This is a genomic window from Cyclonatronum proteinivorum, from assembly GCF_003353065.1.
Taxonomy (GTDB): Bacteria; Bacteroidota; Rhodothermia; order Balneolales; family Cyclonatronaceae; genus Cyclonatronum; species Cyclonatronum proteinivorum.
Map to the genome: position 1 here is coordinate 104,118 of NZ_CP027806.1, position 12,072 is coordinate 116,189.

At 53.6% G+C, this 12,072-nt stretch carries 7 protein-coding genes and 1 tRNA gene; 3 read left to right on the top strand and 5 right to left on the bottom strand.

Translation table 11 applies throughout. The features are described 5' to 3' along the window. Positions 1-5 precede the first annotated feature (5 nt). Complete coding sequence (locus CYPRO_RS00415) at positions 6-749, top strand: LytR/AlgR family response regulator transcription factor (protein WP_114982616.1); 744 nt, start codon at positions 6-8, stop codon at positions 747-749. Here the strand turns inward: CYPRO_RS00415 and CYPRO_RS00420 are convergent. The 3 genes from CYPRO_RS00420 to CYPRO_RS00430 form a co-directional block, all read right to left on the bottom strand. Next, on the bottom strand, positions 746-3,568 hold the full coding sequence (locus tag CYPRO_RS00420; RefSeq protein ID WP_164682407.1) for a hybrid sensor histidine kinase/response regulator: 2,823 nt from the start codon (positions 3,566-3,568) through the stop codon (positions 746-748). The genes CYPRO_RS00415 and CYPRO_RS00420 overlap by 4 nt on opposite strands. Next, complete coding sequence (locus tag CYPRO_RS00425) at positions 3,565-4,860, bottom strand: urea ABC transporter substrate-binding protein (protein ID WP_114982618.1); 1,296 nt, start codon at positions 4,858-4,860, stop codon at positions 3,565-3,567. The genes CYPRO_RS00420 and CYPRO_RS00425 overlap by 4 nt, the downstream gene beginning before the upstream one ends. Positions 4,861-5,533: 673 nt before the next feature. Further along, positions 5,534-5,893: a DUF4342 domain-containing protein gene (locus CYPRO_RS00430; protein ID WP_114982619.1), complete on the bottom strand. Its 360-nt coding sequence runs from the start codon at positions 5,891-5,893 to the stop codon at positions 5,534-5,536. A gap of 90 nt (positions 5,894-5,983) precedes the next feature. On the opposite strand from CYPRO_RS00430, the gene CYPRO_RS00435 reads away from it, so the two are divergent. Together CYPRO_RS00435 and CYPRO_RS00440 are read left to right on the top strand one after the other, a co-directional pair. Then, positions 5,984-7,522 carry a YifB family Mg chelatase-like AAA ATPase gene (locus CYPRO_RS00435; protein ID WP_114982620.1) on the top strand — a complete coding sequence of 513 codons (1,539 nt, stop codon included), beginning with the start codon at positions 5,984-5,986 and terminating at the stop codon, positions 7,520-7,522. Between the two features lie 104 nt (positions 7,523-7,626). Next, positions 7,627-7,700: transfer RNA gene (locus CYPRO_RS00440), tRNA-Arg, on the top strand. Between the two features lie 109 nt (positions 7,701-7,809). Here the strand turns inward: CYPRO_RS00440 and CYPRO_RS00445 are convergent. Next, positions 7,810-9,792, bottom strand: a complete 1,983-nt coding sequence (locus tag CYPRO_RS00445) for a tetratricopeptide repeat protein (RefSeq protein WP_164682409.1) — start codon at positions 9,790-9,792, stop codon at positions 7,810-7,812. 120 nt (positions 9,793-9,912) lie between these two features. Continuing rightward, positions 9,913-11,988, bottom strand: coding sequence for a fibronectin type III domain-containing protein (locus CYPRO_RS00450; protein WP_114982622.1), 2,076 nt, complete (start codon positions 11,986-11,988; stop codon positions 9,913-9,915). Between the last annotated feature and the right edge of the window lie 84 nt (positions 11,989-12,072).

The following is a 12,072-nucleotide window of genomic DNA, read 5'->3' on the forward strand; positions in this document are numbered from 1 at the left end:
TCGATATGCGTGTTTTTTTGGTGGATGATGAAGACCTCGCCCGTTCCCGGCTGCGAACCCTTTTGGAAGCATCAGACCTGCCCGTAGAGATTGCGGGGGAATCCGGCAACCCGGCTGAAGCCGTGAGCCTCATCCGCGACAGCCGCCCCGATCTGCTTTTTCTCGACATCCAAATGCCGCAGCTCGACGGCTTCGATGTCATTGATCTGCTTGGGGATGCCTGCCCGCAGGTGATCTTCGTGACCGCCTACGACCAGTTTGCTATCAAGGCATTCGAAGTACATGCCCTCGACTACCTTACTAAGCCGGTCCGGCTGGAACGACTGGTTAAAGCCCTGCAGCGGGCACAAAAGCTGTCTGATAGCGAAAATCCCGCATCCGGTTTGCAGTCGCTGCGCGAATCCCGTAAGGCCATGCCGCTCAAGCGCATCAGCGCTCACACAGCCCGCGGGGTAAAGGTGTTGGGCTTCACCGAAATCCTGTATTTTGAGACCGAAGAGAAAATCGTCGTCGCCGTAAGTGGGCACGGGCGTTTACGGGTTGATTTCACCCTTGACGAGCTGGAAGAGCGTCTGCCTGGTCAGGACTTTTTACGCATACACCGCTCCTCGCTGGTCAATGCCAACGCCATAAGCAGCCTGGAACCCTGGTTTAACGGCAACTGGCAGGCAACGCTCACCAACGGCGAAAAGCTCACGGTTGCCCGGCGCCGGGTTACCGCTTTAAAACAGCGCATCGGTTTTGGCTAACCGACCGGGAGAAGCTGCTCCAGCACTTCGGATAGGCGCCCTGAATTAAGGGGTTTGGTCAGAAAATCATTCATCCCGGATTGCAGTGCTTTTTCGCGCTCCTCTTTCAGTGCGCCTGCGGTAAGGGCTACCACAGGAACCCTTTTGGCATGCGGCACGCCGCTCATTCGTTCGAGCGCCCGTATTTTTTCCGTAGCCGCCGTACCGTCAAGGCGCGGCATTTGTACATCCATCAGAATCAGATCGGGGCGGTGCGCCTCCCAAAGCGCAACTGCCGCTTCCCCGTCAGCAGCCTGCAGCAGCCTTACATCCGGTAGTATTTTTTTCAGCACTGTTTTGATGAGCACCATATTGAGCTGAATGTCCTCGGCAATCAAAATTGTGCAGGGCGCAGACGAACTTTGGGATTTCAGGGCCGCCCCTTCCGCTTCCGCTGATTCTTTGTCCTTGTTAAGCGTATGCGAGTTACTGTTTCGTGCGTTCTGCTGCACTTCCTTATCCTGCGGATAGTCGGGGATACCCCGACTGATTTTCCGGATGTAGTACCATAGCTCTGTAGCCTTAACTGGTTTGGTAAGGCTCACCGCTACACCCAGCTTCCGGAACTGAGCCCGCAAATCGGGCGTATCGACCGCACTGTGGAGCATGAGTACAGGGAGTTGATCAGGGCTTACATTCAGCTCTTTACGGATGCGCTGCAGGGTGTCGAGTCCGTCCGTTTCGGGCATATGATAGTCGAGAATGAGCAGACCAAACGTTTCTTCCTTCAAAGCTTCAAGGGCTTCAGCACCGGAGGCGCAGCTGCGAAAATCAAAGTGCCAGTAGCTGAAGTTATGTTCCAAAATCAGGCGGTTCGCATCGTTGTCATCCACAATCAGAATTTTGCCGGGATTAACAGTGCCTGCTTTTGGCAGGAGCGGCGCATCTACGATATCAGTCTCAATGGTGAAAGCAAAAACAGAACCCTCGCCGGGTTTACTATTTACGGCAATCGAAGCCCCCATCTTCTTTGCGAGCAGTCCACTGATGGCGAGACCGAGCCCCGTCCCGCCATAGCGGCGCGTCGTTGAGCTATCCGCCTGACTAAACGGTTTAAAAAGCTGTGCCTGCTGCGACTCACTGATTCCGATTCCGGTATCGCGTACCTCAAAGGTGTAGCAGCCCCTTGTTTCTGTTTTCCTGGTGAAGCTTACCCGCATTTCCACTTCACCTTTTTCTGTGAATTTTACTGCGTTGTTGAGCAGGTTTAATAAGATTTGTTTAAGCCGGACCGGGTCTACCACAGCCACAGCCGGCAGATCAGGCGGCATGAACAGCAACAGCTCAAGCTTCTTAATACCGGCCTGATACTTCACAACATCCACAGCCTGTTCCACGATTTCAGCCATCTCAGCCTCTACCAATTCAAGCTCAAGTCCCCCGGCTTCAATCTTGGAAAAATCCAGAATATCGTTAATCACCCCAAGCAGCGCTTTACCTGAAACATTCGCATTTTCGGCGTACTGCAACTGAACATCATCGAGCTCGGTGTTCAGCAGTAATTCCGTAAAGCCAATTACGCCATTGAGCGGGGTCCGAATTTCGTGACTCATATTGGCCAGGAAGGACCCTTTGGCGATGCTTGCGGCCTCTGCTGCATGAAGCGCATCCTTCAGCTTGACGGTGCGCTCCTCTATTTTTAGCTCCAGATTTTTTTGGTGAGCGTTAAGCTTACCTAACAGACTGTTGAATGCTTCACTCAGCTCGCGAACTTCGTGTCTGCCTCTGATTTGGAGTCCGGCAGGCAGGGGCTCATCTTCGGGCAGCTTTACTTCTGCCGTAAGCAGCTCCAGCGGGCGGGTAACCAAATGATGGGCTGCCCATGCCAGGACAACACCCAAAAGCAGCGCCAGACCCAGGATAAGCACGAACGCCCGAAAAAAGGCCTGCACCGGGCGGTAAATCTCTTTCCGGTCTATTTTTATGAGCAGCGCCCAGTTCATGGCCGGGATGTAGCGCCATTCGGCTTTCACCGGATTGCCAAGGGCATCCTGCAAAATACCCCCGCCCTGGTTGCCGGAAAGGGCCCGCAGTGCGGCATCCGTAAGCTGCTGATGGTCCGGGTCGCCTGCACGAAGCTCCGGAGAAAAACGGGCCGACTGCGTGAACAGCAGCTCGCCGCCCTGACTCGCAATCATCAGAATTTCACCTGTATCACCCAAAAAACTCAGGTTTGCGAGAATGCCTTCAAGCAAAGAGCCCGGCACCTTAAGCACTACATTTCCGGCAATAAGCCCTTCAATAAACACAGGAGATGTGATAAAAGCCACCGAGGCCTGAGCCGGAGGAAACCACGAAAAGTTGGAAATTTCGGTCTGCAGCAGGGTATTGGCAGCATCAATACTTTCTGAGATTTCCCGGCCAAGTTTCTCGTGTTCATGTATCGAATAGCCGGTAAGCTCAGGATTCCTGATTGAAAACCGAATAATACCCTCTGCATCGGTAAGCATCAGATCATCATATCCTTTTTCCAGAAGATAGCTTACAAGAAAGGTGTTAAGCGCACCTTCCGACAAGTCAGAAAAATCATCGGCAGAAAGCAATTGCTGCCAGTGGGGGAGACGGGCAAGGGTGTTGGCATCGCGAATGCGCCCGTTCACAATCTCTTCAATCTGATCACGGGTTGAGTTGGCCAGGGCGGCGAGATCCAGCCGGTTTTTATCTTCGATGGATGCCCGAAAAATATTGTTCCCCATAAAAAAGGTCAGCAGCAGGGGGACAAGTGCGACCAGCAAAATGAGCAGTGCCAATTCGGTACTGTTGGAGTGTAGTTTCCTCATGGCAGTTGTACCTCCGAAATTTCCGCTTGTCTGGCCCAGTTTCCGCCCCATTTGCGGTACAGCTCATCCAAAAACTGCTGCCAGTCCTGCGGGCTACGGTAAGACGGATACGGCAAGGGACGCACAGGCTTGGTTGTGCTCCACACAATATCGAACTGCCCGTCGGCCCTGATTTGCCCGATCCGCACAGTTTTCCACAGGTGCTGTGTATCGCCGTCGATGCTCACCGGCCCGTGCGGGGCATCAAGCGAGAGACCACCAAGCGCATTTCTGACGGCTTCGGGGGAGGTGCTTCCGGCCTCTTCAGCCGCCAGTGCCCATAAGTACACCCCGGTGTAAGCCGCCTCCATAGGATCGTTGATGACCGCATCGGAGCCAAACATCGCCCGGTAAGCCGCAACAAACGTCTCATTCCTGCTGCCGGGCACACTTTGAAAATAATTCCATGCTGCATAATCACCTTCAAAAGGAGCGCTTCCCATCAGCAACAGCTCTGTTTCGGCAATACTAAAAGAAATGGTAGGAATGAGGTCCGGCGTGATTTCGCGCAAACGCAGGGCCTCGAAAAAAGCAATGTTGCTGTCCCCGTTGAGCGTGTTGAGAATGACATCGGGTTCAAGGCGCGCAATTTCATCCGCTATGAGATCAACCGCGGTGCTGCCCAGCAAAACGTATGCTTCCCCCAAAATCTGCCCCCCAAGCGACTGCACCTGATCTTTGATAATCGCATTGGCAGCATGCGGAAACACATAGTCAGAACCAACGAGGTAGAAACGGTCTCCAAGGTTATCCATCGCCCACTTTACGGCCGGCATAATCTGCTGATTGGGGGCTGCTCCGGTGTAAACAATGTTGGGGGAAAGCTCCATCCCTTCGTACTGCACGGGGTAGAACAGCAAATGATCGTACTGCTCGAACACCGGACGCACGGTTTTACGGGAATCGGACGTCCAGCACCCAAACACAACGTCAACCTGATCTTCTGTAATCAGCCGCTCTGCCTCACGGGCAAAAACCTGCCCGCTCGAGGCGCCGTCCCGTATCGTTGCTTCAATTTTACGGCCGTTTACACCGCCTGCCGCATTTATCTCCTCAATCGCCAGCAGCGTTGCGTTCACTACGCCCTGTTCACTTATCGCCATGGTTCCGGTGAGCGAATGCAGCACCCCCACCGGAATGGGTCCGCTTGCGCCATCTTTCGGGACTTCCGTCTGCCCGCTGTTTCCGCACGAAAACAGGAACACGCAAATGAATGCGATAGTAGTTTTCTGAAAAATATGAGCCGTCTTCATTACAAATTATTAAAAGCGAACAAAACAGCCGATCAGGCACACCCCATCTGACGAAAAGATAGGATTCCCAAACCTGCCGGCGCATCATGGTTGTTAGTTGTCAAAATAGTTGATTTTTATACACAATTGCTACACCGCGGGCCTAAAACGAAATCCTGCAGCTGTGCGGCAGCCGGGCTACTCAAATTTTAACAATAAAATTAACCCATCCTTTAACCCGCATTATTCACCAAGAAATTTTCTTGCTGGCAAGGCGAAGCTGAAAACTCAGCGGAAGGGTACCTAAGTACCCTGAGCATGAGTTTTCAGATTCAACGCCGCCAGCGGGGAAATTTCGCTGCGCGGGAATCGCTACGCTCGGTGCACTTCGTGGGAATCGCTTCGCTAGGTGCGCCGTCTTTACACCACACTCAAACTTGGGCTACCGGTGTTTTTCACTAAGCCATACTTAAACACAGATTGAGCGAATAAATCCTGTTGAATTGTGAATAATGCGGGTTAAGCAAACCCATCCCATCATACACAGTTGAGATCATTTTTGGCAATGTGCGCAGGTTTTTTTTGGATGAAGCGCTTGTGACCCTGATCCTGACGCCCTAAAAAAAGAAACCCCGCGTCACCGTCAATGCGGGCGCGGGGTTGGGTTCAGGAGGCTGCAAAATTCGGCCTGGACTTAGCTGTCAGCTGACGGATTTTCCTGCTCTGCGGTAAAATCGGCTTCGACTTCCCATGTATCATCGAAACTGCTCTTTGGGGGCTCAGATTCGTCCCCGGAGGAGACTTCACGCTTAATAATAATTTGTACATCGTTGCTCAGCATCACAAATGCACTCACCGTACTAATTACCGGATGAAGCATAAACAAGCCGCCGATTCCAAGGGTGCCAAGGGTAAGGGGCGTATCAAAAAGTGTCTTTCCTTTTGCACTTCTGATAATCAGGCGGCGGGCGTTCCCTTCCGCAATCAATCTCCGCACATCAGCTATGAGATGTTCGCCATTAAGTCTGATATCTTCAAAGGCATCTGCGTTCATGGCATTTTTTTTTGAATGGATGTGTAAGGTTTAGCGTCGAATCCGCTCTTTATACGCAAATAAACAAAAGAAGGATTCTAACTTAATTTCATGCTTGCACATACATTTGGCGCCTCTACCTACGGCGTTGACGCACACATTATCGATGTTGAAGTCCATTTTCGGGGCGGAACGCCCTTTTACTCCCTTGTTGGCCTGCCTGACCGGGCTGTAACAGAGGGCAAATACCGGATTGACGCAGCTATCCGGGCTTCCCGGCTGGAAGAGCCGCGGGGCGTCATCATCATCAATCTCGCACCGGCGGACCTTCCGAAAGAGGGCAGCGCATTCGACCTGCCCATTGCCATCGGTAACCTTTTGGGTACCCGGCAAATCCGCAATGACTTTGCTGATAAAACGGTCCTGATCGGCGAGCTTGCCCTCGACGGCAGCCTGCGCCCCGTAAAAGGCGTACTGCCCATTGCTGTGGAAGCGCATAAAAGAGGCTTTGAGTATCTTGTGCTTCCCGAAGCAAATGCCGGTGAGGCAGCTGTGGTATCCGGGCTAAAGGTTCTTGGCTGTAAAAACCTACGGGAGGTCATTGACTGGTTTAACGGGCAAAATAACCTCACCCCTCACACGACAGATGTCGCGGCCCTATTCAGCCACGACAATACTGACCATGCTGCAGATTTCAGCGATGTAAAAGGTCAGGAAAATGTGAAGCGCGCGATGGAGGTAGCCGCTGCCGGCGGGCACAACATGATCATGGTTGGTCCGCCCGGTTCAGGCAAAACCATGCTCGCACGTCGCCTGCCTACCATACTACCTCCCCTTACACTGAACGAGGCGCTGGAAACGACGAAAATCCACTCCGTTACCGGTCTTATGCGCAGCGGCAGCTCCATTGTAACGACAAGGCCATTTCGCGCGCCCCATCACACGATCTCGGACGTAGCGCTTGTGGGAGGAGGCAGCATCCCCATGCCGGGCGAGATCTCACTGGCCCACAACGGCGTCCTCTTCCTGGATGAGCTGCCGGAGTTTCAGCGCAAGGCACTTGAGGTCATGCGGCAGCCGCTCGAAGACGGCTTCGTAACCATCTCACGCGCCCGCATGACCGTGAGCTACCCGAGTAAAATCATGCTGATCGCCTCCATGAATCCATCCCCCTCCGGCGACTGGTACGACCCTGCCAATCAGGACGGCACCTCACACGGGCAAATGCAGCGATACCTCAGCAAAATCAGCGGGCCACTGCTGGATCGCATTGACCTGCACGTGGAGGTCAACAAAGTGACTTTCGAGGAACTTTCTCAAAAATCGCAGGGCGAAGGCTCTCTGCCTATCCGGGAGCGGGTTGTTGCCTGCCGGCAGATTCAGCAACAGCGATTCATGGGCATGGAAGTGCACTGCAACGCGCAGATGAGCTCGCGACAGGTGCGCAAGATTTGCCGCCTCGATGACGCCGGTTCCGCCATCCTGAAGCGGGCTATGACAACCCTTGGACTTTCGGCTCGGGCGTATGACCGCATCCTCAAAGTATCAAGAACCATTGCCGACCTTGAGCGGAGCGAACACATCAGAGGGCATCACATTGCGGAAGCTGTTCAGTACCGCAGCCTCGACCGTGAGGGATGGCTGGGGTAGCGCCGGGAAACGGATCTTATCAAGCAAATTTTGCTGTTCTTTTTTTAGACTAATGCTTGCACCGGCATGAATACTGCCGTATATTTGGAATCTGCAAAACAACAGCGCTCGTAGCTCAACTGGATAGAGCATCTGACTACGGATCAGAAGGTTGGGGGTTCGAATCCTCCCGAGCGCACACCCTAAATTACAAGACACACATAGTTTGTAATTCCAGCCGCATCTGAGGAATCGGGTGCGGCTTTTTTTATGTCGAAATCACAGCGCTACGCTGTAAGCCTGCTGACTTATCTCCGGGTAACTTCCCGGGCACGGGCTGTTTGCCCGGATTTATGGAGGGTCTCAATCAGGTACTCGCGCAGCATATCATTGCCCGCATTATTTTGAAAACGGGCGTACCAGCGGTCAGCGAGCTGTTCAAGGCTGAGTGCCGGGTCCGTTTCACGCTCGCTTAAGCGGATTAAGCTTCGGTATGCAGCACTGTACCGGGAATCTTCGCTCAGGGCGCGTTCATAAGCAAGTGCAGCCTCCATGTATTCACCTGATTGCTCAAAAAGTATCCCCATGCGGTGATGCACTTCCGGCCCACGTGCACCAAGCTGAACCGCCTGTCTGAGGGCTGTGATAGCGGCATCAGGACTGTTACGACGCTCGAGCCAATTGGCATAGGCCTCATACAAAAGCGGACTGTCGGGCCACTGACTCAGTAGGGCATCAAAATAAGCTTGAGCAGTTTCAGCGGAAGTTTGCTTACGCACAAATGCCGTTATGCCGGTTAAAGCCTCCGTAAGGAAACGCAGCTGATCGGCCTCGCGCAGGGGAGGCGGCATGGGATGTTCCTGCGCCTGCTGTTCCAGCATGACTTCCACCTGTCCTGAAACCATCCTCTGCTGATCACGATAATACCTAAGCAATCGATTGGTTAGCGAACTAAGCTCAGGCTCGGAGTAGATTTGCCCTTCCGCAGCCCTTTCCTGCATGGCGTACCAGTCGCTTAGCGGTGCCCATGCTGTTTGTGCCGCCCTGCTGCGCCATACATTGCGTGAGTCCTCGTCCGGCTCAGTCCGGCTTATTAGTGCCAGCAACAGCCCGGTCTGCTCTGATTCCGGAAGCTGCGTAAAAACAGCCCTTGCCTGCTCAGGACGATCCAGCTCGAGCAGTACCCGCGTGTGCTCGCGCTTCAGTACTGCAGCCTGCGGGAAACGCGTGCTTATCTCCTGATAATATGATACAGCTTCTTCATTGTGGTCTCCAAAAAGAAGGGCATGTGCCGCACGACGGGCGAGCTCAGCATCTGACAGCAAAACCGACAGGGAATCAAACTGCTGGTGGGCGGTTTCAAACTCGCTGATCGTCAGAAAGGATTCTGCAAGTTCACGGGCCAGCGCTTCATCATCCGGAAACTGCGCAACCTTCCTTTCGAGTACAGCATGAAGGCCGCGAAAGTTAGATCTCATCCGGTTGATGTCGATCAGGGTGCGGTAGTACCGCCGCTCTTCAGGATGAAGCGCAAGCATCTGCTGGAAATGCTCGTTCGCTTTAACGGCCTCATTATTAAACAGCAGCGCCCTGCCGTAGGCAATAGAAATATTCACGTTTTGCGGTTCTGCCCGGTGCAGACGCTCCAGTACCTGAACCGACGCTTCTGCCTCCCCCTGTTCCCCAAGTATATTGGCCTGCATCAGCAGCAGATCCGGATGATCCGGAAACCGTGCCAACCCCTCTTCAAGGGCTTCAAAGGCCTGTGCATACTGACCGGCTTCCATCAGGATATAAGCAAGATTGTTGTGCACGTTAAAGCGGTCAGCATTAAGGGTCCGGGCCTTACGCAGGGCTTCAGAAGCACCCTCGCGATCCCCGCTTTCGTACCGAATACCCGCAATTTCTTCGTAGAGCATTCCCAGTAAAGCCTCCATTTGTGCCGGAGTAATGCCTGCAGCCGCTGGATCAGGGTGCCGGCGTGCCGCCTCAGCGGCTTCTTCATAAGCGGGAAGTGCAAGCTTTGGATCGATATGATAAAGTGACTGTGCCCGCAGTGCGAGAAGCGGCAAACTGCCGGGCTGATGTACCAGCCCCTGCTCTGCGGCTTTGGCAGCTTCCCAAAACGCTTCAAGCTGCAGCAAAGAGATGCCTAAATGGCGCCAGGCCTCGGGTTGCGCTTCATTTTGTTCGAGCGAGAGACGGAAAGCCTCGCTGGCTCCTTCTGCATCTCCAAGCCTGAGCTGCTCCATGCCCTCACTAAAATAGAAAGCCGCAGTCTGAGCTTTCAAATCCGAAGGCAGCCCGGTCAGCAATCCCAGAAAAGTCAGGCAAAAGAGCGTTTTCAGATGATGTTTCGTCTCTCGACAGAACTTGTGCAAGATATTTGGGTTCATTTACATTTACTATGTTCAACGCCTTACAGCCTGCGTATTCCGGGCTTCTCTCGCACTTCTTCCGTTTATGTCCACAGGATAAACCCGATACCAGAATCCTGGCTGACCGCTGCTGTCTGTAAATCGCAGGTCGGTTGCGTTGCCTTCAAGCCGGCCTATTTCTTCGTAGCGCCCGGTGGCAATTTCAGCTCTCCGAATCGAGAAGTAGTCGGTTTGCTGCGCCTCATTCTGACGCTGCTGCCAGCGCAGCTGAACGCCTTCATCAGTTACAGAGGCCATCACATTAAAGGCAGGCAGCGGGGGCTGAATGCTTCCGGTGATAAGGGTGTCAGCCGGAGCAGGTCTTGAGACATTGCCGGCAGAGTCAACAGCCGCTACTTTATAAACATACGTTTTTCCAAAGGCCACATCTTCATCCCTAAAGAAGCGGTTGCCGCGGGGCACTGTTTGCATAGCTGCGGTTTCACCGGTTTCGATATCGGTTCGGAGTACCTGATAGGCCGTCACATCCAGGGAGGGGGAGGAAGTCCATCTCACAGCAACACGCCGGTTTTCCCGCATACCCGCCTGTACCGACTGCGGAGGCTCCGGCGGCGTTAGCACCGGAATCTGAATACTGGTAAATACGGTATCGCTCACATTGCCGCTTCGGTTAACAACGGCAACCCCGTATTCGAAGGTCATTCCTTCGGTAAAACCGTCTCCGCGCACCCCGCTGTCCGTGAGCCTGAGTTCGGTGAAATTACCCGTGTTGAGCTGTGAAAAAGCCCGGCCGATATCAGGGTACATTTGCCGCCTGACAATACGATAGCTTCTCAAACTCTGATAGTCATCGCCAGGCTCCCAGTTCAGCTCCACCTGCCTGCTGTCGGTGTTGAATGCAGCAGACACGGCCGCTACCGGCTCCGGAAATGTATAGTCGATAATCAGCAGCCGTGCGCTCAGGCTGAATTCACTCTCATTGCCGCTTTGGTCAACTACCGTTACCGCATAGCGGTAGTGGGTTCCGGGAGCAGTAGTTGTGTCGGTGAAGGAGGTTTGCAGCGGGGGAAGAAGCGTATCGGTAATCCGCACCATGTCTTCTTCTTCCTCACTTGTAAGACCGCGATAGACATGATATCCGGCAACATTCAGGGCAGTACTCACCTGCCAGGTGAGCAGGGCTTCGAAGCTATCTGTTACGCGTACCTGCGGACGGGGCAGGGCAGCCGGCTGTACGTTTTCACCAACGGTAAGCTGTACACGGTTGCTTTCAGGGGAAGGCTGCCCGGAAAAATCTTCGGCTTTCACCCAAAACTCATACCGCTGGTCGATTTCCGGAACTTCAAAACGGATGCTGTACTCTGTCACACTATGCTGAATAAGCCGCAGGTTCCCGTCATAGCCGGGTACTGCAGTTCCGTCCGTACGCCTGTAATCAGGTCTGAACAGTACCGCATGCCGGGCAGCATGCGCGCCGGCCTCAGGATAAGACCAGCTCAGCGTTACGGTTCTGTTCTCGTGGGTCACCCTGAGATTCTGCGGCGCCGGGCTCCGGTATGGCTCAAGCTGTACAGGTTCTGTTTCGAAGGAAAGGCTTATTTCACGCTCAAGATCATCTACAAACTGAAAGCGGTAGGCCACAAGCTGCCCTGCGGGCGCGTCTTCGTCTTCAAACAAATGGCCCATTAAACGGGCGATCTGCGGCCTGGTGTACATGCCAATCATGGCGCGATCACCGGCATTTCTAAGCCTCAGAAACACCGACTGCGGATCTTCCGCGTCCTCTTCTCCCACAAAACGCACGAAGTTGGCGCCCAGCTGCTGCTGCAGCTGGAAACCGTTTTGCACCGGCATTACCGGACTGTCGGTAATCTGCTCCCACTCACCGCCATTTATGCTGCGAAACACATGGTATCCGTGAGAGAGCGGAATGGGCTGATTATGCATGATGAACGCATTGCCATCCCGAAACATCACATCGGTAATCAGGTTACCCCGCACGCCTTGGGCATGCAGTTCTGCTGCACCAGCGGCCAGCACAACCAACAGCGTAAATGCCAGTATCCCCTGCCGGGGCATGCGGATGAAAACGAATTTAAAGTACGACATAAAGTTTCTTTCAATTGGTTTAACTTACACTTCGGACTGCGCAGTTGTATCCGGTCTCAGCCTTTAAGTCGCTGAATAAAAAGC

What these genes read in the sequence shown, in the direction of transcription:
- CYPRO_RS00415 (WP_114982616.1), top strand. Translation starts at nt 6, where the DNA reads ATGCGTGTTTTTTTGGTGGATGATGAAGACCTCGCCCGTTCCCGGCTG.
- CYPRO_RS00420 (WP_164682407.1), bottom strand. Translation starts at nt 3,568, where the DNA reads ATGAGGAAACTACACTCCAACAGTACCGAATTGGCACTGCTCATTTTG.
- CYPRO_RS00425 (WP_114982618.1), bottom strand. Translation starts at nt 4,860, where the DNA reads ATGAAGACGGCTCATATTTTTCAGAAAACTACTATCGCATTCATTTGC.
- CYPRO_RS00430 (WP_114982619.1), bottom strand. Translation starts at nt 5,893, where the DNA reads ATGAACGCAGATGCCTTTGAAGATATCAGACTTAATGGCGAACATCTC.
- CYPRO_RS00435 (WP_114982620.1), top strand. Translation starts at nt 5,984, where the DNA reads ATGCTTGCACATACATTTGGCGCCTCTACCTACGGCGTTGACGCACAC.
- CYPRO_RS00450 (WP_114982622.1), bottom strand. Translation starts at nt 11,988, where the DNA reads ATGTCGTACTTTAAATTCGTTTTCATCCGCATGCCCCGGCAGGGGATA.